The following is a 24,482-nucleotide window of genomic DNA, read 5'->3' as shown; positions in this document are numbered from 1 at the left end:
CAATGGCTGCCGGCCTTTTCGCGTCCTGCGGTCAGTTGGTGCGCACGCGCAGCCCAGGGTTGTCGGAGAGCACGACGTGCACCGGCTGCGCGAACAGCTGCGGTGCGTTACCGGTGAGAGCGCCGATCAGGTTCGGGATCTCGCATATCGGGTAGTCCGCCACCGACGACGCGCTGGAGATGCCCAGCGCCAGCCTGCCGGTCACGATCGGGCCGCCGCTGTCGCCGGGCAGCGCGCAGATGTTGACCGAGAAGCTCTGGGTGAGTTCCCGCTCGCCGACCTGCACGGTCTGGTCGACCGCGTTGACCACGCCGCAACTGAAGCCGGTACGCGCACCGGACTTGCACACCGGAGCACCGACGACCGGGGTCGCCACACCCTCGACCGGGATCGGCGCCGCGCCAGGCGCCCGGACGCCGTTATTGGCGAAACGGTCCTTGGCCTGGTCGTTGATCCGGATGATCGAGTAGTCCTGCTGGCCGAGCACCGACTTCTGGAACACGCCCAGCTGAGCGCCGGCCCGGTCGCCGTTCAGCTCGTAGACGCCCGCGGCGTTGCCGGTGCCGGCCGAGCCGAGGTCAGGGTTGCAATGACCGGCGGTGATGTTCACCGTGTTGCCGTTGCGGTCGATGCCGTTGAAGCCGAGCGAGCAGCGCAGCGAGCTGCGTCCGGCGATCGAGGCGAAGCCATCGCCGCCCGCGAGCGGGCCCCGCGCGTCTCCGGCGATCTCACCGGCCTGGAGGGTGGCCTGTTCGCCGGCCACCGGCGGAGCCATCACGATGACGCGCGCCGGGTCGATGAAGTTCGGCATCGGCAGGCCCGCCTGGTCGACACGCACCGCGATGCTGTTGTTCACGGTGTCGACCACGGCGCCGCGCACCAGCGACCGCACCGCCTCCGGCTGGCCCTCCAGCCAGCGCTCGAAGGCGCTCTTCTCGCCGCGCAGGGCGGACTCGCTCTTGGCGACGTTGCGGACCTCGAAGCCGGCCGCTACCGCCGCCTTCTTGGCCTCGTCGGTGCCGGGACCCTGCGCCAGGGCCACAACCGCCTTGCCCGCCTCGTCCAGCCATGAGCCGGCGAACACGGACGGGTACTGCCGCTGGGCGGTAGTAGCGAACGCGGCCACCTGCTGCGCTACTTCCGCGCGGTGCAGATACTCCTCGGGCGAGATCTTCAGATCACGGGCCACCGCGGCTACCAATTCGGCGGGCAGGCCGGGGGCCTGGTCGGGTTGAGCCGTCGCTACCGCCGCCGTGGGGCCGGACAGCAGGATCGCCGCCGAGGCGGCGATCACTGTCTTTCGGATTCTGGTCTGTCGCGCAGCTGATCGGAGCGGTCCTATACGTGGCAGGAGCATGTGCAGACTATATGGGGGTTCCGCTCGGTATGCCTACTCATCCCGCGTTCCTGGCCCTGATAGCCGCTCGATCGACGATATGTCGATCGACACATCCGCGGCGGCCGCGCTCAGCCGGCGTTCGGCCGCGCTCAGGCTGTGTTCAGCCGACTCAGCCGACTCAGCCGACTCAGCTGGCGTTCGGCCGGGTGCGCACCGTAATGCCGCTGCCGATTCCGCCGCCGGAGGAGGTATTGATGTCGGCCAGGATCGCCCGGATCGGGATGCCCAGCGAGACGGTGCCGCCGTTCTGCGCCAAGCCGACGTTGGCCTCGTGGCAGTTCGGGGCGTCCGCGGCGTTGGAGCCGCTGGTGATACCGAGCGCCAGCGTGCCGGACACGATCGCCCCGCCGCTGTCACCGCCGAGCGTGCAGGCCGAACTGGCGAATCCGCGCACGGTCTTGCTCTCGCCTTCCGCGGTGTAGAGCTGGGTCTCCACCCGATCGGCCAGGACGTAGCCACAGGTGAACGTGGACGTCTGACCCGACTTGCAGACCGGTGCACCGGTGATCGGCTCGGCCGTGCCGGTGATCCAGATCGTCGTGCCGTTGGCGCCCCGCACCGATGGCTGATCCATGCCCGCCCGCACCGCGCGCTCGTTCAGCTTGATCACCGAATAGTCCAGCGCGGTCCGGCCGCCCAGCGAGGCCCGCACGAAGGTGCCCAGTTCGGGGCTGGCCGAAATGTCGCGAACGTTGGGGTAGAAGACGGTGGCCTCCTGGTTGCCCTTGCCCAGGTTCGGATCGCAATGGCCCGCACTGATGTTCAGCGCGTTGCCGGCGGCGTCGATGCTGTTGAACCCGAACGAGCAGACATCGACCGCGCTCACGTCGTCCAGCGAGCTGGGAGTGCTGATATAGGTATCGCCACCCATCGGCCTGCGCTCGACCGGGCCTGCGCTGTTCGGCGCCAGGATGACCTTGATGTTCGCCAGCACGGTCGGCAGATTGAGCAGCTGGCCCGCGGGGGTGTTGGCGACGTTGAGCACCAGCTGGCCGTTCAGGACGTCGATCGCCACCGAGTTGATCGACTGTGAAATCTCCCGCGGCAGACCGGCTATCCACTGGTTGAGCTGTACCAGCGAGGTCTCCAGGTTGTCCGCCGAGACCGGAGCCAGACTGGTCTGGTAGCCGTCGGCAGCGGCGATCTTGGCGGCGTCCAGCGAGGTGACCGCGACGACGGGCTTGCCATCGGCTCCGATCCAGGCGCCCGCGTAGGAATCCGGTCGCTCCGAGCGGAATTCGCTCGCGTAGTCACGCAGCTGCTGGGCGCGCGCGGCGCGGTCCAGGTATTCGGTCGGGGTCATCTTCAGATCGCGCGAGATGGCCTGCACGAGTTCCGGTGGCAAATTATCCACGCTGAGCTGTGCGGGGGCCTCCGGCGCCGCCGCCGCGGTCGTCGTGCCGAACAAGGGAGTGAGGAAAACGGTCGAAGCGATGGCGACAGCTTTGACCGCGGCGCGACGCGCCACCAACTTGCGCATGAAACCCCTTCATCGGCACACATGTGCCAGCTAAATCCGTGGCCACAGAGGTAATCCATTGGCACACAGTCCTCGTCCAGCAACTGACCACTGCGGTGAAATCCAACCGACAACAGGGTCAGCGCAATACTCTAGGTCACAAACCTCGGAAGGGCGCGGCCAATCACCGGCTACCCGGTACGCCCATCCCGGGGATGGTGGGGATCTGCGGCAGCTGGTACGGATTTCGCGTAGTCGTGGTGGTCCGTGCCGGGGACGTAGCGGTGGCGCTGGGCGCAGTTGTGGTGGATGGCTCGGTGGTGGTCGAGGTTGTCGGCTCGGGCGTTGTCGTCTCGGTGGTCACCACAGGTGGCTCGGGCTGCTCTGTGGTGGGCACCGCGGATGTCACGACCGATACGCGCGGCGGCGGGGAGATCACCGACGTCTGATCGGATTTGGCGTCGGGCAGGGGCGGCACCGGCGTCTCGTCGGTGTCGCGGAACAGCACGGCTACCACGATTGCGCCGAATGCCAGCCCGGCCAATGCGGCCCCGGCGACCAGCAGAGCTGTTCGCTTCGGGGCCTTCGCGGGCGCGGGTGGCTGCGGGGCTTCGTCGCGCGCGGCCGGCGCGGTGGCCGCGACAGGTTCGGCGATCGGGATCGCGGCCGAATACGCCTGTGGTGGCGCGTCGGGCACCGCGGGGATGACGATGGTGTCCACCGTCGAGTTCTCCGCGGTCGACGGGTCCGGCGGGGTGGCCCCGGCCGGCGTGGCGAGCACGGCCGCCAGTGCCCCACGTGCCGCGTCGTGGGCGAACGAGCGTGCGTGCGTGCCCGTTTCGGCGCTGGGCAACTCGCCCTCACTGACCAGCGACACCGACCGGAGCCCGAGATAGTCCAACGCCTCGCGCAGGGAACGCACATGTTCGGTGGGCCAATGCGCCGGATGCGTCGCATAGAACTCGGCCGCGCCGCTGAGATGTTCGGCGGCCAGGTTGATCAGGCAGAACAGGGCGGTCGCGACCAGATCCTCGGCGCGGTAGGCCTCCCCCTGGTCGACCGAAATGCCCTCGGGGTCACCGATGGCGGGCACGAATCCGGTGATCGAGTGGAAATGCCCGGCGGGCGCGGGACCGCCCAGGACGGAATCGCCGTCATCGGACATGTGCAGGACCGACTCTCGGACGATGTACCGCGGTTCCTCGTCGCCGTCGGTGACGATAACCGCCGTGCACTCGTCTTCGGCGACGCGCAGGCCGACCCCAGTGGCCATCCTCTTCTACCTCGCTTCGGCGTTCCCGCTGACGGAACCGCACCCGGTTACACCAGAAGTGAGCCGTGTCCCATGGCGCGGAGCATCGACAATAACTCCGAACGGGAGCGGGCACCGACCCGGCGTCGAATGCGGGCGACGTGGTGCTCGACCGTCTTGGCGGAAATGTACAGCCGCGCGCCGATTTCCCGATAGGTGAGGCCGAGCAAGACCAGTTCGGCGACTTCACGTTCGCGCTCGCTGAGGATCGCGGCCTGCGGCTTCACCGGCGGCGTCGCGGCCGCGTCGCCGTGGGCAGTGGCCGCCGGGACGGACGGCCGCGTCGGCGTTTCCTGCGGACGCGCCTCGGCGCGGACCGTGCGGGCCAGCTTGAGCAGCGCGGTGGCGGTCGCCGAGTCGGGTGCCGCCAGCGCGGCCTCGCTGGCCAGCCGGGCGCCGTCCCAGGTCATGCCGATCTCGGTCAGCGCGGCGACGGCCGCGTGCACCGGCGCGGTGGCGACCTGACCGCGCAGTACGAGCACCCAGGTGCGGCCCGCGTCGGCGAGCACCGCCGCGTGCCGGTCACCGGCCTCGGCCGCCGCCTTCAGCGCGCGTGCGTGCGGCAGCAGTTCGTCGGGGCTTTCGTGCGCTATGGCGGCCTGCACGCCGTACCAGTGGAAGGCGTTGGACCAGGCGGGTGGCTCGTCCAAGCGACGAAGCAGCGCGAGTGCGGCGTCCACCAGTGGCGCGATCCGGCGCTCGTCGCGCATTCGGATGCCGGCGAGCCACAGCTCGCCGATCGGCAACAGCGACAGCACATCGGCCTGCACGTCGTCGAACAGCGGATACGCCGCTTGCCAGGCGCGGGCGAGCGCCGTGTGATCGCCACTGCGCCGGGCCAGGCCGACCGTGACCCCGTGGGCGAGCAGGCGGTCGCGGACGTCCAGCTCGGCGTGGTCCAGTTCGGCCACCGTCGCGGCGGCGGCGCGCTCGTCGCCGTCGAGCATCGCGGTCCACGCCGCGAGCACGTCGAGTTGACGACACCGCAGTCCGCTCGCGGTGGCCCGCCGCAACGCGTCGCCCGCACGGCGCGGCTCACCGGTGCCGAGCGAGAGCAGGGTGGCGATCGAGGACGCCGTGCACGGCAGGAAGCGGTCCATCCCCGCGTCCGCGGGTGCCGCCTGCACCAATGCCGAAACCGCTGCGGCGGTGCCGTTGCCCGGTTCGATGGTGCCGTTGCCCGGTTCGATGGTGTGCGCGAGAGCGGTCGCGATCAGCCGCGCGTGCGCGCTGGCCGCGGTGGGCGGCCACTGTGTCGCCGACGCGGACATCTCCTTGGCGCCCGCCGCGTCGCCGGCCAGGCACAGCACTGTCGCGCCGACCGCCCAGTCCGGGCCGACGCGGTCCGGGCCGAGCCAGGTGTACAACTGCGCCGCCCGACCGACCAGGCCCCGACGGGTCAGTACGCCCGCGCAGATCCGCACGGCGGTCGCGAGATCGGCGACCGCGCTGTCCGACCGCGCCAGCATCGGCTCGGCCAGCCGCATGGCCGTCTCGCCATCGCCGGCCCGCGCGGCGGCCTCGGCCCAGCGCAGCGCGATCAGATCGAGTTCCGCGCCGGCGGAAGCCGCTGCGGCGTAGCAGCGGACAGCATCGGGACCGCCCAGCTCGGCGGCGGCGACGAGGAATTCGGCCAGGCGCGGATCGCGGACACCGGATTCGGCCAGTTGCACGGCTGTACGGTCGCGCAGCAGACCCGCCTCCAGTCGGGCGCCGAGCAGCCGACGTTCGACCGCGACGAACCGGCGGTCGCCGAGCAGCGTGCGCAGTGGCCCGACGGCGGGCTCGAGTAGCAGGTCGGCGTCGGTCACCAGCGCACTGGCCCGGGCTCGGTCGATGAGTTCCTGCGCGACGGCCTGCTCGACGCCGAGCACCTCGGTGAGTTCAGTGGAGTCGAGTCCGGTTCCGGTGGTGGCGACCACGAGCGTTTCCAGCAGATCGGGCGCGAGGTTGTCCAGCAGACCGCGCGTCCACGCGGCGACGGCGGTGTCGACGGCGGCGAGGCCCGCGTCCAGGCGCGCCGAGCAGGCCGCGGTGAGCGCGGCGACGACACCGCCGCGGATACCCGCGGTCTGCACGTGGATGTGCTGGGCGACCTGGCGCGGCACCATCATGCCCAGTTCCCTGGCGAACGGCGCCATATCCGCGACCCCGAGCGGGCGCAGATCGACTACGCGACCGCGCTGTCCGACCGCGTCCGCGAGCATCCGCAGCCGCGGGTCGTGCGGGCGGGGCTGGGTGGCGACGACCACGGTTCGATGACCGGACTCGACGGCGGCCCGCAGGTATTCGAGCTCGATGCGGCCGAGTGTGTGGGCGTTGTCGATGATCAGGGCGGGTCGGGGGAGGTCGGTCGTCACTGCTCCCGCGCCCGCGGCTCCCGCGTTCGACGCCAAGGGTGAGCCGTTGGCGGCGTGTGCGTGCCGCAGAGTAGCTGTGTCGTCCTGCAGCGGGACGCCTCGCATACGCAGGCGGGCCCGAATCTCGGCGAGGAGTGTCGACTTGCCGGTTTGCGAACGGCCGCGGATCAGGTAGACAACGGGCTGCTCGTCGACTGATTCCAGGTCGCGGAAGATGTCGCGGGCGCAGGGGAGGGTGTCGAAGGCGATCTCAGCCACCGGAACCTCCTAGGATCTCGCCGGGCTTGCGCAGCACCGTGCCGACTGTGTCGCCGACCCCGTCGATGGTGTCGTTCAGCACGCCGGTCGGCAGGCTCGGCGCGCTCGGCGGCGTCGGTCGTGGCTGCTGCGGTATGGGTAGCGGGTTGCTCGGCGGCTGAGCCGGAGCGGGAGACGGCTGTGGTTGCGGTTGTGACTGAGGTTGTGGCTGCGGCTGCGGGGCGGGTTGGGGCCCAGCGGATTCCGCGGGAGCGGGCTGGCCGGGAGTTTGTTCGCTGTTCGCGACGGCCACCGTGGTGCCCTCGGCGGCGGACGACGGTGCACCTGCCTGCGAGGCGCGGGCCGTCGGTCGCCCGGTAATAGTCGGGGCGTCGGTGGCGGCGACACCCGTGGCGGGGGCGGACCGATCGCCCGGTGGCGTTCCTGGCGTCGCCGCTGTCTGCTCGCCCGTTGTGGACTGCTCGGTCGAGGTGGGATGGCTCGGGCCGGACTGAATCCCGGTGCCGAGCGCGAGCGTGCCGGTGGCCAGCAGGCCGATGACCACGGCCGCACCGGCGACCACAGCGACTCGCCGCCTGCTGGCCGGCGACCCACTGCGGGTAGGGCGCTGCGCGGGCAGCGGCATGATCCGGGGTTCGGCGAGTGCACTGGGCTGGGGCGCGGTCGTGTCCTCGGCGGCCGGGGCGACCAGCGGAAGCTGATCCGTCTCGGCGGCGAGCAGATCGGCGGCCAGCAAGGCGGCTCCGCGCGCCGTCGTGTACTGCGGATCAGGGGCGGCGACCACAGGCAGTCCGAACTCGGACGAGATCAATTCCGCGACCAGGGGGATCGCAGCGCCACCGCCGGTGAGCAGGACACGGCCGACCGCACCGATATCGATTCCGGCGCGGTGTACCGCGTCGCGAATCAGATCGATCGAACTCGACAACGGTCCGCGCAGCAGGTCTTCCAGTTCACCGCGCACCAGTCGTACGGTGCTGCCCTGCGGGTCGGTGGGATCCAGCCCGACCGCGACGACCGTCGCGGTATTTATGGAAAGGTCTTCTTTCGCTTTTCTGCAGCGCTCGCGCAAAGCCGATAATTCGCGTTCCACCGTCGGATCGAATGGATCGAAATCCGCGGCGAGCGCGACATTTGCCAGGACATAGCGCATGGTCAGCAGATCGAATTCCGCACCGGCCACATCGGTGTTGCGCAATGGCGTGCCGAGCAGGCTCGCGTGCTCGCCGGTGCGCACCACCGAGACCGTCAGCCCGGTCGCGCCGAGGTCGTAGACGACGATCGCGCCGTCGCCGGTCCTGCCGTGGGCAGCGTCCAGCCAGCGGATCGCTGCGGTCGGCTCGGGGACCAGGGTCACCTCGCCGAGCCCAGCCCGCTCGAGCGCGCCGCGCTGGATCTCGACCGTGTGCCGCGACCACCATGCCGGATGGCAGGCGACGATGGCCTCGGTGCTGGATTGTCCGGTGCCGGCGGCGATCTCGTCGATCAAGCACCCGATCGCGGTGGCAACCAGGTCGGGCGCCGGGTATGCGGAGCCGTCCTCGGCGAGGATGTCCACCGGGTCACCGACCCGGGCGAGGAAGCCCTCCAACAGGACATCACTGGAATGGTGGCCGGTGGCGCGCGAGTCCGCGCCCAACGTGGGCGCCGCCTCCGGCGACAGCCGCAACACGCTCGGATGCGTGCGCAAGTAACCGCCGCCGGACGGGCCGATGCCGTCGGCGCCATCTTCCGTTGCCGCCACGGCGACCGAATTCGACGCCCCGACAGTGATGCCGAGCGCCAGGCGCTGTGTCATTCGAGAACCCTTCGAAAGCTGTCTGGTCCGGTGTCGCTGCTGTGTAGTTCCGAGCTGGTGGCGCAGACCGTCAAAGCCACTGAAACCACTGCAGCCACTGAAGCCACGCCGACGCAACCGGTCTTTCGGTTGCTGGTCATCAGCCGTTACTTCGTTAGGGGAAGTATTGGGGCAATTCCCCTAATTTCGCCGTCGCCCCTACTGAGTACCCCTGGCCGGTCATAGGGCTTCGCCCCGTTTCGGCGTAACGGGATGCGCTCCTAGCGTGATCTGCATTCCAACGACTGCGGATCATCGAGGTCCGCCGGAGCTCAGGAGACGATTCTCATGACACCGAATGCGATTCTGGAGTTCATCCTCGATCTGCTGCGGAACGACGAAGCCGCGGTCGCTTATTGCGCGAACCCCACTCAGGCGTTGGCCGCCGCTGGGCTGAGCGCGGTAACGCCCGAGGACATCACCTTATGCGCTCCGATGGTTGCCGAGTCGGCGCTGGTCACCGGTGGTTCCCAGTTGCAGGCCATCGTGGCAGCGGGCGCGCAGACCGGTGCGGCGGCCGCAGTGGGGGCAGCGGGCACCGTCGGCGCGGCCGCGGTGGCGAACGCCGGCGCGGACCTGGGCGCGGACCTGGGCGTCGACCTCGGTACGGGCGTTGGTGCCGACGTCGGACTCGGTGTGGGCACGGGCGTCGACCTCGGCGCCGGTCTGAACACCGCGATCGGCACCGGTCTGGAGATCGGCGCCGGCCTGGGCGCGGGTCTGGCCGCCGGGCTCGACACAGTAGTGAACGCAGGGGCTGACCTGTCCGCCGCCGTGGGCGGCCTGCTCGGAGCGGGTGCTCAGGTGATCAGCGGTATCGGCGCGGGCGCCGATGCGGACCTGTCCACCGGCTCGGCGGGCGCGGGGAACATCGGCGCGGGCCTGGAGACCGGCCTGTCCACCGGCATAGGTGCCGCCGTAGGGGCGGGTGCGGGTTTGGAAGGTGCGGTAGGCGCGGCGGCGGGTTTGGCGACCGGTGTTGGTGCGGGTCTGGAAGGTGCGGTGAACGGGACAACGGGCTTGGCCACCGGGCTGGGTGCAGGGCTGCAAGGCGCGGTTGACACGGCCACCGATTTGACCGCTGGTCTCGGTACCGGCCTGGGCGGCGCGATCGGCGCGGCCACCGGGTTGACGACCGGTGTGGGCGCGGATCTCGAAGGTGCCGTGGGCGGTGCGGTGGGTGTGGCCACCGGCTTGGGCGCCGGCCTCGAGGGTGCTGTTGGTGCCGCCACGGACGTCACCGGTGGCCTCGGTGCGCAGGCAGGAGCCGGTGTGGGTGCGGGGCTGGGAGGCGCGGCTGACGCGGTCACTGATCTGACCGCGGGTCTTGGTGCCGGGGTGCAGGTCGGTGTCGGCTCGGGTGCAGGTCTGGGTGCTGCGATCGACGCGACGACCGGTGTTTCCACGGAGTTGGGCGCGGATCTTCAGGGTGCGGTCGCTACGGCAACGGACGCCACCGTAGGTCTCGGTGCCGAAGCGGGAGCCGGCCTGGGTGGTGCGCTTGACGCCGCGATTGATGCGACGACGGGCCTGAGTGCGGGTCTGGACGGCGCTGCGGCCGCGACCACGGGTCTGGGCGGGGCCCTGGACGCTGCGGCGGATGTGACGACGGGATTGGGCGCGGGGCTGGGTGCAGCAGCCTCGACCGGATGGCACGGTGCCGCGGATACCGGCGCGCAGATCGGCAGCGGGCTGGAGACCGGCTTGTCGACCGGGATCGGCGGCGCGCTCGACGCCGGAGGTCAGGCGACGTCCGGGCTTGCCGGCGGAATCACTACCGCGGCACAGGGCGCCGGCAATTCGCTCGGTGGCAGTGTCTCCTCCGCGATCGGGGGTGCGGGGAACCTCGGTTCGCAGGCGACGGCCGGTGTGGAGACCGGGATCGCGACGGGTCTCGGCGCGGCCGTGAGCGCCGGCGCGGAACTGGGCGGCAGCCTGGACGGCTCGCTGCACAGCGGAGGGCAGCTCGGGGCAGGACTGGAAACCGGGCTCGGTGCGGCACTCGGTGCCGGTGCAGCGGCGACAACCGGATTGGGCACAGGCTTGTCCACCGGCGTGTACGGCGCGGTACAGGCCGGTTCCGGTCTCGAGTCCGGGCTCAGCGGAGCCGTTGACACGGGTGCGCAGGTGGGTGCCGGTGTCGGTTCGGGTTTGGCGGCGGGACTCGATGCGGGCGCCCAGGCAGGTGCCGGACTCGGTTCCGGCTTGACCGCCGGAGTCGACAGCGCGATCGGGACAGCTGCGCATGCGGGCACGGGTCTGGAGACCGGCTTGTCCACCGGCCTCGGCGTCCCGGGCACTGCGAGTGCCGGACTGTCCGGCGGGCTCGAGGGCGCGTCGAACGCCGGTGCGCAGTGGGGCTCGAGCCTGGGCAGCGGAATCGGCGGCGGCGTCGACGCGAGTACGCACGCGACTTCCGGGCTGTCCGCGGGCCTGGACAGCACCTCCGGACTCAGCAGTGGGCTCAACTCGACCGTCGGTGGCGCGGCGGACGCGGGCGCCGGACTCGGCGGCTCGGTGGGCGGCGCCACGCACGGTGCGGTGGACACCGGGGCGGGTCTCGGCGGCAGCATCGGATCGACCGCGCACACTTGGTCTTCGCTGGATGTGTCGAACGCCTTCGGCTCCGGTCTGGACAGCACTTCGGGCGCGCATACCGACGCGGGCCTGTTCGGTGACACGCATTCGGGCGCGGATCTCGCCGGTTCGGCGGGTCACGACCTGACCGGCGACACATTCCTGCACTGACAGTTGACCGGTGCTACGAAAAGAGGTCCATACCGCGATGGGGACGCCCGCGCCGAACGCCACACCACCGGCGATACCGCTGCTCTCGGTACTCGGTGAAACGATCGCGGCGGCGCGCGCCGCGGGTCGCCATGACCTGGTCGGCCGCCTCGAGGTGGCGGCCGACCGGGTTCGTGACCCGCGCCGGCGCATCGTCATCGCCGGGCAGCTGGGCCAGGGCAAGAGCAGTTTCGTCAACGCGCTGCTGAACCTGGACATCTGCCCGGTCGGTGACGACACCACCACCACGGTGCCGCTGCTGCTGTCGCACGGCACCGAGCCGCGAGCCGAGCTGGTACTCGCGGCGCACGGCGACTCCAGTGGCGCGGAGACCGGAGTCGACGTACCGATCGCGGAGATCGGTGCGGTCGATCCGGGATCCCCCCGCACACAGGGACGGCGGATCGTGCGGCTCGAAGCGCGGATTCCCAATGCCCTGCTCGCCGACGGCATCGTCCTGATCGACACCCCCGGCGTGGGCGGGCACGGCAACGCCCACGCCGCGGGTGTGCTCGGGCTGGTGCCCGCCGCGGACGCGGTGCTGGTGCTGTCGGACGCGTCGACCGAGCTTACCGAGCCGGAACTGGCCTTCCTGCGGCAGCTGCGCGAACTGTGCCCGACGGTCGCGTTGCTGCTGACCAAGACCGACCTGTACCCGCACTGGCGCCAGGTGCACGAAGCCGATCTGAGCCATCTCGAGCGCGCCGGGCTCGACGTGCCGGTGATCCCGGTGTCGTCGCTGCTGCGCCGCCACGCGATGCGCTTGCAGGACAGTCAGCTCGGCATCGAATCCGGGTTCGGCGTGCTCTACCAATTCCTGCGCGACCAGGTCGTGGCCCGGGACCAACTGGCCACTCGTGCCGCCGTGGCCCGCGATATCCGCTCCGCGGCAGAACATCTCGCGCTCGCGCTGGGCAGCGAGCTGGTCGCCGTCCGCGATCCGGACCAGGGGGCGGCGGCAGTGCGGGAACTGCAATCCGCGCGCGCGGCCGCCGAGCAACTGCACCGCAGAACCGCGGCGTGGCAGCAGACCCTCGCCGACGGCATCACCGACCTCGCCGGGGATGTCGACCACGATCTGCGCGACCGTTTGCGCACCATCGCCCGGACCACCGAGGAATGGATCGACGAGCACGATCCCGGCAGGCATTGGGATCGTATCGCCGAACATCTCACCGGCACCGTTGACACCGCGCTCGGCGACAATCTGCTGTGGACCCACGCGCGCGCGATTCAGCTCGCCGAACGGGTCGCCGATCATTTTTCCGAGGTGGGCGCGGTCGGGTTGCCGGACGTACGGCCCGGCCTGCGCGCCGACACCGGCGGCGCCATCTCCGGCACGCTGGCCGACCTGGAACCCGATATCGGTTTCGCCAGCAAGCTGCTCGTCGGCATGCGCGGCTCCTACGGTGGGGTGCTGATGGTGGGGCTCGCCACCACCTTCGCCGGGCTCGCGCTGCTCAACCCGATCTCGATCGGCGCGGGAGTCCTGTTGGGTGGCAAGGCTTTCCGAGATGACAAGCAGGCCAGGCTGGCCAAGCGGCGCAACGAGGCGAAGGCGGCGGTGCGCCGATTCGTCGACGACGTGGCGTTCCAGGCGGGCAAGGAGTCGAAGGATCGCCTGCATCGCATCCACCGTGCGCTCCGCGATCACTATGCGGGCGTCGCCGAGCGCAGCCTCCGCTCGATCGATGAGTCGCTGCGCGCCGCGCAGGAGGCGGCGACCATGGCCACCACCCACCGCGCCGAGCGTGGCGCACAGCTCGAACAGCAGCTGCGCGTGGTCGCGGAGCTGCGCCGATACGCCGACGCCATGCAGGCCGCACTACCGAGAGGACCCGCCGGTACGGTAGCCCCGTGAAACGTGAAGGTGGCGCCGTGCCCGGCCTCGTCGCCGAGGCGCATCAGCTGGTCGGCGCGGCGCGGGCGGCGCTGGCGAGTGCACCGCGACCGCGGGCGCTGCTGGCCGACAGCGCCCGCCGCCTGGACCAGCCGTTGCGTGTGGCGCTGGCCGGTTCGATCAAAGCGGGCAAGTCGACGCTGCTGAATTCCCTTGTCGGGCAGGACATCGCACCCACCGACGCGACCGAGTGCACCCGGGTGGTCACCTGGTACCGGTACGGTTCGACACCCGGGGTGACCGCGCACGCCGCCGATGGCGCCTGCGCGCACGTCGTGGTCCGGCGCGGCAGCGGAACCCACGGGCTGACCTTCGACCTGGATCGGCTGAACTGGAACGCCCCGGCGCCGCGCGAGGTCGATCACCTGGAGGTCGAGTGGCCCGCGGCCGCGCTGGCGCACACCACCATCATCGACACGCCGGGTACATCGTCGCTGTCGCGCGAGGTGTCGCAGCGCACCGCGCGCCTGTTGACCCCGGGAGAGGATGATCGGGCGGAGCAGGACATCGCCATGCCCGGCGCCGACGCGGTCGTGTATCTGCTGCGCCGACTGGACGCGGCGGACGTGCACTTCCTGGAGCGCGTGGGCGCCGCCACCGCGGTCGCCAACGGGGGCCCGGGCCCGCTCGGGATCGTCGGTGTGGTTTCGCGAGCAGACGAGATCGGCGCGGGACGCATCGATGCGCTGCACTCCGCACGCGAAGTCGCGACGCGTTTCGCCGGGGAACTCGAGCGAACCGGCTTGTGTCAGGCGGTCATTCCGGTCGCCGGGCTGCTCGCGTTCGCCGCGGCGACGCTGCGCCAGCAGGAGTACGCGGCGTTCGAGACATTGGCGGGAATTCCGGTCGACGAGTTGAGCACCGCACTGCTCTCGGCAGATCGCTTCGCCCGCGCCGATATTCCGCTTCCGGTGCCGCCGCAGCTGCGCGCGCAGCTCGCCGAGCGATTCGGCCTGTTCGGTATTCGCATGGCGGTGACGTTGATTCGGCTCGGCGTGCGCGATTCGGCTACCCTCGCCGCCGAATTGACCAGCCGCAGCGGACTCGATGAACTGCGCTCGGTGCTCGACGTGCAGTTCGGCCAGCGCGCCGACCAGCTCAAGGCGCATTCCGCGCTCACCACTCTGGCCAGGGTGCTCACCGCCTACCCCGGAACCCCCGCCGACCGCCTGCTGCCTCGGGTGCGCACCCTGCTCGCCGACGTGCACGGTTTCGCCGAGCTGCGCCTGCTCGGCCGCTTGCGCACCGACGAATTAACGCTGCCCGCGGACGATCTCGCCGAACTGCACCGCCTGATCGGCGGCTCCGGCATCGCCCCCCACCTGCGCCTGGGCCTCCCGATCGACGCGCCACCCGCGACGCAACGCGCATCCGCCGTCGCCGCCGTCCGAAAATGGCGCGCCCGCGCCCACCACCCCCTCGCCGACCAATTCACCGCCACCGCCTGCCGCACCGCCGCCCGCAGCGCGGAGGGCACATTGAGCATGCTCCCGGAATAACTCGCTCAGCGGGTGTGAAATCCGAACCGGCTCGAACAGTGCCGACCTTGAGCGACGTGTGAGCCATTCGCCGCAGTCAGAGCGGCAGGCACCTCGCCGACTGGTCACAGGCGTTGAGGTGTAACGATCCCAGCAAGCCGAGGCTGTGGGCCAGCAAGTGGGGCAATGTTCCCGGACTCCCAGGCCCGTCACGACGCTGGAGTGTCGGAGAAACGTTCGTTTCAGGACACCGTCGGAGCGCATCCTTGTCGCTGCGGTAAAGCGTCTCCATCAGGACTGAACCGGCAGCGGCGGCCCCGCGCTGATCGAAACGGGGCATTGCTTGTGCGGCGCCCTCGGGGGCGCACCGCTGCTGCCTCCCGTCACGGCACGGTCAATGGCGCACCAGGACGGTGAAGGGGCCGACCTCGACGTGGGTGAAGTTGGCGGCGTCGAACAACGGGACAGGGAACAAGAGTGTCGTATAAGTGCGGGTGAGTCCGTTGTCGCTGCGTGGGTCGTTGGCCAACCGTAGCTGGTAGTGCTCCCCGGAGCGGCGGAACACGAATACCGCGGGGGCTGGGCGCGGACTGTGGTCGAGCGCGGCGATCAGTTCGTCGGGTGACCGCAGTGCCGTCCAGCCGCGGAGCTGCCTAACACGGGAATCGTAGTCGGCCAGTGGATTCGAGTATCGGGCGCTTTGGGCCAGGAATCCGGTGTAGGGGTAGATCGCGAGCAGGGTCGTGTCGCCGGTGAGGACCACGGTGTCGCGGCGGAGTTGGCCCGTCGCGGCGGTTATCGCTTCGTCGACGCGCGGGTACTCGGCCACCGCCGATGGCCAGTATCCATCTGCGCGCGGCTTCTTGCCTTCGGTCTGGCCGCCGGTGTCGCTGTAGGCCACGCCGATTGGAACCTCGAGTACATCGGGGATCTGTTGGGAGAAGGAGATCATCGCGAGCACTCCGACGGCAGCTGCGACCCGGCGCAACACCCTGGGCTTACTCAGCATCGGCGAGATCGCGCGTATCGCGGCGATGACCACGAGCACCCCGATGGCAGCCAGGACAACCCGCACCGTCGCGCCCCAATCCCCGGCAGGGACCTCGATCTCGATCAGCGCCGCAATCCCGCGCTGCCACAGATACGGGCCCCACACCAATGCAGCCGTGACGGCCGCAGCGGAAGCCATCGCCAGCCACCGCCCCAGCACACCACGCCGCCACGACTGTCCTTCGGCAACAGCAGTCCGATAGTTCGGAATCGCCAGAGCCAGCAGCGCTACGGCGGTCACAGCACCGGCAGCGATCAAAAAGGACGCTTTATCGAACGCCGCACACAATGCTAAGTAAGCCGCCACCCCCACCAACCGTGCCCACGCCTCACTCGGACTGTTGGGACGACGCGTGAAACCCGCAGCTCCGGGTCGGCCCGCCGAATCTCGCACGCCGCTCCACGCTGCGGCCACGGCAGGCGTGAACAGCAGCAGGCAGATCGTGAACGCCGGATCCGACGCGGCGTAGGCGATAGCTACCGCAGTGGTGACCACGGCCAGCACGATCGAAATGTCGCCGCGTACCATCCGTGACCACCACACCAGGGCGAGTACCGCTGCGGCTGCGATCGAGGTGATCGCGTACAGCTTCAACGCCTCCCACCCCGGCAGTCCGGCAACAGCCGCTGCCTGTCCACCCAGCCAGTACCAGCCAACGGCCTGATCCGAAGGTAGCCCGGTGTAGGTGCCGTCACGCCACAACGGACTGTCAGCGAAACGCCCCAGCAACTGGCTGCGCAATTGCTGATCTGGTGACAAACCCGACAGGTACAGGCTTGTTGCAGCCAACGGCATGCCGATCGTGATTGTCACGAAGCCCGACAGCCCGATCCACGACAGCACTCGCGCCATCCACCGCCCCCACACGGTGGTCCGCGTGCGCATCAGCGCCACCGCCATACATAGCACAGCGATCGCCGAGAACTGACCGAATGTGGTCAACGCTCGCAGCACGTGCGAAGTGGTGAAAGCTGGCCACAGCACACTCGACGCGGCCACCACCCCCACCACTGCGACTACAACCGAAACAACAGCAGCAGCGATACCCTCGACCAACGCCGCAGCAAGCTGCGGATCGCCGGTCTTGTCACCGCCCGGCACTCGGCCGGGTGGGGGCTGTGAACCGACGGCAGTTCCCATGTCCGTGCCCCGTGAATCGATCTGTCCACGCATGACCGGCAAAACCTCCATGCTCGAAAACTACGGGGCGCGCACACCTGCATCACATCGGGCTCCGGACATCATCCGGGGCGGGTGGGGCAACTTCGGGAAGACCAGGGCTGGGCACAGCGATGCCACCGTGCACCGCGCAGGGCCCTCGGCCGCCGAGATGAGCACCCAGACCATTCGTGTGGCGTGCGAGGAGATCCCACGCCATCTTCGGGCGTGATCCCACTGGAGCGAAATACTTTGCCTCCCTGCGGAACCGATCGGACCGTTGTCGCGTCCAAGTAGATATGTGGCCAGGTTCTGAGGCGGCAAGCCCCGGTTCTGACCGACCGTACGAGAGCAAGGGGGGCCCATGGCAAATCAAGGTTTCAGGTCCGACGACAGGCTCGATCAGCAGAGTTGCTTGCTGACGAACCGTGCTCGTCTTGGTTCGCCAGGCGAAGACCAGCCGAACACCGACTAGCAACCAGAGTCCGTGGATAAGACCCGCTCGGGTCAATCGGAGCTGAGAGACGGCAGCACTTCTCCGCTGGGCCCTCAGACGATTGGCGCGGGTCCTTTTCCGCAGCTTCGAGACAGCTCGGTCTGTACTACACCGCTCGCTTGAGGCTTCCAATGCGACGTCGATCACGCAATGGACCGGGTCGAACAAATACCTGCTGTCGGGAGGGCACCTCGCCCGACACAGGAGCTGCACCGATGCAGCTTTCTGCAATACACAACCAACTGATTGGACGAGAATGTACAAAAAGTACTTCGCAGCCCTGATCATCGGACTCAGCATTGGCGCAGCAGTCGCAGGACCCGCGGCAGCCGACGGAACACGCGTGCGCAGTCAGGCCAGCTGGTCACGGGAAGACTGCGAAGCGCATCGTCGGGCCGACGGTACTGCGGTCGACCAGAGCAGCAGGTACGCCTGCACTTGGTACAGCAGTGAGATTGGCTGGGGTTACGATGCGTACGACCGCGGGCAGCATTACTGATGAGTATTCCCTAGCAGCTGTTCAACTGCACGTGCACTCATCGGCAAATGACGAAGTTCACGATATGTGAACTCCCGCACTGGATCTTGCGCCCGGGTCTGTAATCGCCGTGCGCAAGACCTAGTGACAGGCCGCGAGGGCCTCCGGTAACTGCCGCTACACGGCGCACCACGCGGCAACGGAACGGCCCCGGAGCCCGGCTGAAGTCGAGTTCCGGGGCTGTACGGCATGCGCTCCAGGTCGGCCACGATGCTCGACCTGGCGGCGCTGCCGCTGATCCTCACAGCCGTTGTCGCGATCGTGGCCCTCAGTAACGGGGTCCCGGTTTTAATCGTGCGAAAAACAACGACAATGGTTTGACCAGTGGTGATTCCCCTGAGCGGCTTCTTCAAGTCGGGGTCCCGGACTGGTGAGCGTGCGTGGTTCTACAGGTCATCTACGACATCACTTACAGATGGATCTGAACGTCACTGGTGATATTGGAACCGAAGATATCGACCTGGTGGCGGACTGGCTCACTGAACACCACGTCGCGCCGACCGGCGCCCTGGATGTGGTCGAATTCGGCTGCGGCACGGGCAGAATAACCGAAGCCGTGGCACCCTACGCTGGGAACCTCGTGCTCGCCGATTACAGCGAAACCATGGTGGCCGCAGTCGCGCAGAAGTTTCCTGACGCTCAGACGATCTGCGCGGACTCCAGAGACGCCGTGACCGCGCTCCTGCAGGCGGACCGGACGGCGAGCTTTGATCTGGTGACGGCATTCTGGTCATTGAGCTACCCGATCGGTGAGTTCTTCGAGGAACTGTCACCCGCGGGCGTGCGGCCTCGCCGTGACCAGGCCCTGGCTGCAGACCAGGCGCGCGAGTTCGTGCTCGACCTGGTTCGGCTGGTAGCTCCAGGCGGACATCTGCTGGCAATGTTGTTCGACGCCGAGAGCCCGGAGCAGCAGTTGGTAACCGGGGCTTGGGAAATAGTCGCGCCGTACCCGGACGGCGGGCGCGCCTACACCCGACACGTTCTGCTCGACGCGCTTCGCGACGCCGAGAATCGCGGTGATGGCACGTTGACCCACACGCGACTCGGGGGAGTGGCGTGGGCGCCGAACCGTGATGCGGCCCGTGAATGGTTCTTCGGTGTGCATTTCAAACACCATCCGCGATTACTCGGTGATATCCAGCTTGCGCAAGCAGTAGAGGAATTTCTAGATCGATACGAGACATCGGGTGGCGGTGTCGCGCTCCCGAGCGGGGTCCACTTCATCGACTTCCATGCCGTTTCGCACCCGTATGCGTCGCTTCCGGACGGACTGGACTCGTGACTCCCGACCTGTTCGGCGCTGCAGCGCAGCTGTGTCACAACTTCACCCCGATTGGCGGTTACGGGTTGGTTTACGGCTCGCAAGCCGCAGGACGTGGTCATTCGAAGTCGGATCTGGACCTCGTCTTGGTCGGGCGAAACCGCCCCGGCCGACACGTCATGAGCGGCCTGGTCGCCGCCGTGTGCAAGATCCACGACGACTTCGGTCTCCACAGTGATACCGAAGTCGACTACGAGACAAAACTTTTCGCGACCTACCACGATCTCGACTGTGCGGCTGAATTGCGATGCTTCCCGAGAATCCGAGGCCTGCCCAGCCCCGAGCCGGTTGTAATCGAGCCACGCTGGCTGAATTCGCCGCAGTTCGCTCAGCGCCTGCTCCTCAATGCCCTGACCAGTGAACATGTGTTCCTCGGCGGGAGCGTGCAGCGCTACCGCGCCGACCGCTCGAGAGCCGAGCGGGCTTTGGCGTTGCTGGTGGTCTCGATGCTCGGGACACCGGAGATCACTGTGCGGGATGCGGTACTGGCGCTCACGCACGCTCCCGGGGGCGCGCAGGGCAAGGACTTCCTCGGCTACACGCCAAGCGCCCACCTCTGTTCAACTGTTCAGTCGGGGCTGGTGTCGCTGGTTGCGCGGAATATGGTCGAGGTCGTCGACGGAACGCGGTTCCGCCGGTGCAACGCCCCCGGCGAACAGGTCGGCCCTGGCCATGCCTTATATTGACCCGGAACTGAACGTTTGCGGGTGTGGTGGTGGTCGTGTATGTCTGCTGGGTGGGTGATGATCTCAGGGTGGACATGCGCAGGCTTTCGCCGGGTCAGCAGGAGGCGTTGCGGATGCGGGTGGTCGCGGCGTTGCGGGAGGGGATGAGCAGTGCTGAGGCGATGCGCGTGTTCGGGGTGTCGGAGAACTCGATCCGGAATTGGAAGGCCCGCTATGTATTTGGTGGTGTGGAGGGGCTGGAGTCGCGTCGCGGTGGCCGCAAGGCCGGTATGGCGCGCAAGCTGACACCGGATCAGGAGCAGGCGTTGGTGGAGGCGATCATCGAGTTCGAGCCCGAGCAGTTGGATCTGGATGGGAAGTTGTGGACCCGGCGCAAGGCCACCGAACTCGCGCGCCGCTTGTTCGGGGTGTCCTACTCCGAGGAGGGTATGGGAAAACTGTTGCGGCGCATGGGTTTGTCGTTTCAGCGTCCGGACCGGCGCGCGGTCGAGGCCAACCCGCGAGCGATGGCCGAATGGGTCGAGTCCACATATCCGGCGCTGGTGAAACGCGCCGAGACCGAGGGCGCGGTGATCCTGTTCGCCGACCAGGTCGGGGTGCGTCCGGATCACCTCTCGGGCGCGACCTGGGCTCGGGTGGGGCAGACACCGACAGTGACGCGGACGGGAAAGCGGTTCTCCCTCAACGCGATGTCGGCGATCTCCCCGCGCGGTGACATGCGGTTCACCGTGTTCGCCGGACGGTTCGACACCGCCGAGTTCCTCACCTTCTGCAAGCGCCTGATCGCCGGATACGACACCAAGATCCACCTGGTCGTGGACGGGCACCCAGTGCATCGCGCGAAAGCGACCAAGGCGTGGATGCAGGCCCACCACGACCAGATCGAGCTGCACTACCTACCCGCCTACGCCCCGCACCTCAACCCCGACGAACTGGCCAACGCCGACCTCAAACGCAGCCTCGCCGACAAGACCATCCTCGGCCGAGACCAGATGGAACTGGCGGTGCGGTCGTTCTTCCGACGCGTCCAGAAGCTACCCGACCATGTCCGCGGCTACTTCCAAGGTCCACACACCATTTACGCTTCAACCGTTTAATTCCGGGTCAATAACGCACCTGCGACAATCGGTTCACCATCCCCATCGAAAGGAATCCAAGGTGAGCTCTGCCGGTGTTGTGCCGCTGCTCGGACGTGTTGCTGCCGCTGTGTCGGAGGCGATCGCCCGAGTCCGTCCGGAAACGGCGGATGCGGACCCGGTAGTGCGACGATCCGATCGTGCCGACTTCCAGTCCAATGCCGCGTTGCCGTTGGCGAAGCGGGTCGGTATGCCGCCGACCGAACTCGGCGGCGAGCTCGCCACCCACATTGAAGTCGCCGATGGTGTGATTGCCGACGTGCAGGTGTCCGGCCCGGGGTTCTTGAACATCACCCTGACGGACTCGGCCGTGTGGGAGAGCGTCGCGGCGCGACTGGCCGACGTTCGGCTCGGCGTCCCGACCACGGAGGACGGGCGTCGGGTGGTCATCGACTACTCGGGCCCGAACGTGGCGAAAGAGATGCATGTCGGCCACCTGCGAACCACCATCATCGGTGACAGCCTGGCCCGGGTCTTCGGCTTCCTCGGCGCTGATGTCGTCCGCGCGAACCACTTGGGCGACTGGGGCACCCAGTTCGGCATGCTCATCCAATACATCGACGAACATCCCGAATCACCCTGGCACACAGAGGAACTCGATACTAAAACCAGCTCGGTATCGGCGCTGGACAGCCTGTACAAGGCTGCCCGCGCGCAGTTCGACGCCGATCCTTCCTTCGCCGACCGGGCGCGGAACCGCGTCGTTGCCCTGCAAGCCGGTGACCCCGAAACTGTCGCACGATGGCGGGAAATCGTCGCCGAGTCCGAAAAAGCGTTCGGTGCGATCTATGACCGGCTCGGTGTCCTGCTGACACCCGATGACTACATCGGCGAGTCGTTCTACAACGACCAGTTGGCCGACACGGTCACCGAACTCGTCGACAAGGGCGTGGCGGTCGACAGCGACGGCGCGATCGTCGTGCTGTCCGAACAGGTCAAAGGCCCCGACGACCAGCCTGCCGTGCTGATGGCCCGCAAACGCGACGGCGGCTACGGCTACGACAGCACTGACCTCGCCACCATCCGATACCGCATCGCCTCCCTGCACGCCGACCGGCTGCTGTATGTCACCGACTCACGTCAGGCACTGCACTTTCAGCTGGTCTTCGAAGCGGCCCGGCGAGTGGGCTGGCTCACCGACGCGATCGGTGTCGACCACGTCGCCTACGGAACCATCCTTGGGCCGGACGGCAAACCATTCAAAACCCGTGCTGGAGGAACGGTCCGGTTGATGGACCTGCTGGACGAAGCCGCCGCGCGTGTCCGTGCCGTTGTCGCCGAGAAGAACCCTGAACTGTCCTCGGACGAACTCGACACCATCGCTGAGCAAGCGGGTATCGGTGCCGTCAAGTACGCGGATCTGTCGACTTCCAGAATCAAGGACTACAGCTTCGACCCGGGCCGGATGACCGCGCTCAACGGCAACACCGGCGTCTACCTGCAGTATGCCCACGCGCGGGTGTGCTCGATCCTGCGCAAGGCCGGCGCCACGACCCGAGCCTCGGTCGATACTCTCGGTCCACTCGAGCCGGCGGAGCGGGAACTGGCACTTGCCCTCGACGGCTACGGAACTATCCTCGCTGAGGTAGCCGAGGCTTTGGAGCCGCATCGGCTGGCGGGCTATCTCTACGATCTCGCCCGCGCCTACACCACCTTCTACGACTCGTGCCCGGTCATCACGGCGGACGAACCGATCCGCTCGAATCGAATCGCTTTGTGCCAGTTGACTGCTCGCACGCTCGAACGTGGGTTGGGGCAATTGGGGATCGCCGCACCACAACGGATGTAGCTTGTCGGGACACACTTCGGCTGCTCATCCACTACTGTCGTCGTGCGGCCCACAAGACGGTGGAGTCGTTTCAGAGAGCGGCCCAGAGCACCTACCGCGCTCGGAAACGAAGAACCCCCACGGCCTAGCTCTTGCCGCGGGGGAAACTCCATGTGTTTACAAGGGACCTTGTCCTCGTATCTGGCGTCAGTGATAGCGGGAAAAGGGGCCTTTACTCGGCGTAAACATCACCGCTCGGCATAACGACGCTCTCCGCCTTCTCGGCGCGATCAGTCCCGAGGTCCGCGATTGGTGTGCGGGATTGAGTAGCGTGGTCGAAATTCGTCGAAAGTGCCCGATCAAGCTGTAGTCGATCAGCTCAGGTGCGGAGAGCTTCGATGAGCCCAGCTCGACACCTACCTCGCCGCTCGCCGCGCCGATGAACTCGACCCGCGCGGTGATTCGAAGATCTGTGTGATCGGGGGGCAAGTCCGGGTCGACCACGGACGCGCACTCCGCGATCGCGGGACGAGGCAGGGCCCCAGCGGGTCACTGCGCTGCGGTGTAGCGGGTGTGCCTGCGGGTATGCGGACCGTACCGAGAGGAGGCCATGATGAGTCAAGAGGACGTCGTCCACGAGTTGCTCGTTCGTGCGGGCACGGGGTATGCCGAGGAAGCGGGTATCACGCTCGACGACCAGCCGGCGTCACTGTTCCAGTTGCTCATGCTCACCCAGTTGCTCAGCACCCGAATCGCCGCCGAGATCGCGGTGGCGGCGGCGCGGGAGCTGGTCGGCAGCGGCTACCGCACAGCGCACCGGGTGGCGGATGCGGATTGGCAGGAGCTGGTCGACGCGCTCGGCCGAGCGAACTATCGCCGATATGACGAGAGCACCGCGACGCGGCTGGGCGCCAACGCCTCGCGCTTGCTCGACCGCTACCACGGGGATCTGCGCGAGCTCGCCGAGAAGGCCGACCACGACCCGAAGCGCGCCGCCAACCTGCTCCAGGAGTTCCAAGGCATCGGCCCCACCGGAAGCGACATCTTCCTGCGCGAGGTCCAGGACATCTGGACGTGGGTTCGGCCGCACTTCGATGAACGCGCCCTGCGCGGCGCCAAGCGGGTCCAGCTGCCCGAAGACCCCGATCGGCTGGCCGATCTCGCACCCGCCCATCACACCGCGGATCTCGCCGCGGCGCTCGTCCGGGTGACGCTGGACGAGAAGATCGCCGACGATGTGCTCGCCGCCGCCCCAGGATGACGCCGGACCTCGGACCGGTTCGACAGCCCGGTTCGACAGCGGAGCTATGCGGGGTCCGATCAGGATCTCCAGCTGCGGAGCTCCGGTGCGTAATCGACAATCGGGCTGCTGATTTCATGGCCGAGCACCCCGCCTCGGCCCGAGCGCCGGAGGGTCCGCGAACCCCATGGTCCACGGCCGAGCGGGTGGGCTCGTGGTGTGCACGGGCGGGCAGTAGATACCCCGCGCCGTGCACGGGCGAGTAGGTACCCCGCGCGAGACGCCCGATCAGCACCCG

General features: G+C 68.2%; 15 protein-coding genes. 9 read left to right on the top strand and 6 right to left on the bottom strand.

Annotated elements, in window-relative coordinates:
- Positions 1–31: 31 nt before the first annotated feature.
- From ACT86A_RS04365 to ACT86A_RS04345, 5 genes are all read right to left on the bottom strand, one after another.
- A complete protein-coding gene (locus ACT86A_RS04365) occupies positions 32–1,357 on the bottom strand; it encodes a S1 family peptidase (protein WP_445090662.1) in 1,326 nt (441 codons plus the stop codon).
- 169 nt (positions 1,358–1,526) lie between these two features.
- Positions 1,527–2,879 carry a S1 family peptidase gene (locus tag ACT86A_RS04360; protein ID WP_445090661.1) on the bottom strand — a complete coding sequence of 451 codons (1,353 nt, stop codon included), beginning with the start codon at positions 2,877–2,879 and terminating at the stop codon, positions 1,527–1,529.
- A 163-nt stretch (positions 2,880–3,042) separates the two neighbouring features.
- Positions 3,043–4,131: a hypothetical protein gene (locus ACT86A_RS04355; RefSeq protein ID WP_445090660.1), complete on the bottom strand. Its 1,089-nt coding sequence runs from the start codon at positions 4,129–4,131 to the stop codon at positions 3,043–3,045.
- A 47-nt stretch (positions 4,132–4,178) separates the two neighbouring features.
- Complete coding sequence (locus ACT86A_RS04350) at positions 4,179–6,788, bottom strand: LuxR C-terminal-related transcriptional regulator (RefSeq protein ID WP_445090659.1); 2,610 nt, start codon at positions 6,786–6,788, stop codon at positions 4,179–4,181.
- Positions 6,781–8,586 (bottom strand): Hsp70 family protein, encoded by a 1,806-nt coding sequence (locus ACT86A_RS04345; protein WP_445090658.1) that lies wholly within the window; start codon positions 8,584–8,586, stop codon positions 6,781–6,783. The genes ACT86A_RS04350 and ACT86A_RS04345 overlap by 8 nt, the downstream gene beginning before the upstream one ends.
- Positions 8,587–8,913: 327 nt before the next feature.
- Here ACT86A_RS04345 and ACT86A_RS04340 point away from each other — a divergent pair, with 327 nt between their 5' ends.
- From ACT86A_RS04340 to ACT86A_RS04330, 3 genes are read left to right on the top strand one after another with little or no spacing between them, the layout of a single operon-like run.
- Positions 8,914–11,373: an IniB N-terminal domain-containing protein gene (locus ACT86A_RS04340; RefSeq protein WP_445090657.1), complete on the top strand. Its 2,460-nt coding sequence runs from the start codon at positions 8,914–8,916 to the stop codon at positions 11,371–11,373.
- 37 nt (positions 11,374–11,410) lie between these two features.
- Positions 11,411–13,273, top strand: coding sequence for a dynamin family protein (locus ACT86A_RS04335; RefSeq protein WP_445090691.1), 1,863 nt, complete (start codon positions 11,411–11,413; stop codon positions 13,271–13,273).
- Positions 13,270–14,811, top strand: coding sequence for a dynamin family protein (locus ACT86A_RS04330; protein WP_445090656.1), 1,542 nt, complete (start codon positions 13,270–13,272; stop codon positions 14,809–14,811). Before ACT86A_RS04335 ends, ACT86A_RS04330 begins: the two co-directional genes overlap by 4 nt.
- A gap of 373 nt (positions 14,812–15,184) precedes the next feature.
- Here the strand turns inward: ACT86A_RS04330 and ACT86A_RS04325 are convergent, their stop codons facing one another.
- A complete protein-coding gene (locus ACT86A_RS04325; RefSeq protein ID WP_445090655.1) occupies positions 15,185–16,981 on the bottom strand; it encodes an arabinofuranosyltransferase in 1,797 nt (598 codons plus the stop codon).
- A gap of 31 nt (positions 16,982–17,012) precedes the next feature.
- On the opposite strand from ACT86A_RS04325, the gene ACT86A_RS04320 reads away from it, so the two are divergent.
- From ACT86A_RS04320 to ACT86A_RS04295, 6 genes are all read left to right on the top strand, one after another.
- The gene (locus ACT86A_RS04320; RefSeq protein ID WP_445090654.1) at positions 17,013–17,231 is read left to right on the top strand and encodes a hypothetical protein; all 219 of its coding nucleotides are present in this window, start codon (positions 17,013–17,015) and stop codon (positions 17,229–17,231) included.
- Between the two features lie 1,217 nt (positions 17,232–18,448).
- Positions 18,449–19,315 carry a methyltransferase gene (locus tag ACT86A_RS04315; RefSeq protein ID WP_445090653.1) on the top strand — a complete coding sequence of 289 codons (867 nt, stop codon included), beginning with the start codon at positions 18,449–18,451 and terminating at the stop codon, positions 19,313–19,315.
- Positions 19,312–20,040: a nucleotidyltransferase domain-containing protein gene (locus tag ACT86A_RS04310; protein WP_445090652.1), complete on the top strand. Its 729-nt coding sequence runs from the start codon at positions 19,312–19,314 to the stop codon at positions 20,038–20,040. Before ACT86A_RS04315 ends, ACT86A_RS04310 begins: the two co-directional genes overlap by 4 nt.
- 23 nt (positions 20,041–20,063) lie before the next feature.
- On the top strand, positions 20,064–21,137 hold the full coding sequence (locus ACT86A_RS04305; protein ID WP_445090651.1) for an IS630 family transposase: 1,074 nt from the start codon (positions 20,064–20,066) through the stop codon (positions 21,135–21,137).
- Between the two features lie 61 nt (positions 21,138–21,198).
- A complete protein-coding gene (argS, locus tag ACT86A_RS04300; RefSeq protein WP_445090650.1) occupies positions 21,199–22,965 on the top strand; it encodes an arginine--tRNA ligase in 1,767 nt (588 codons plus the stop codon).
- Between the two features lie 592 nt (positions 22,966–23,557).
- Complete coding sequence (locus ACT86A_RS04295; protein ID WP_445090649.1) at positions 23,558–24,205, top strand: endonuclease; 648 nt, start codon at positions 23,558–23,560, stop codon at positions 24,203–24,205.
- Positions 24,206–24,482: the final 277 nt, after the last annotated feature.

The sequence above is a fragment of the Nocardia glycosmidis genome (assembly GCF_052545115.1).
Note: the sequence above shows the minus strand (reverse complement) of the source record. Positions and strands in the feature narration are given on the sequence as shown.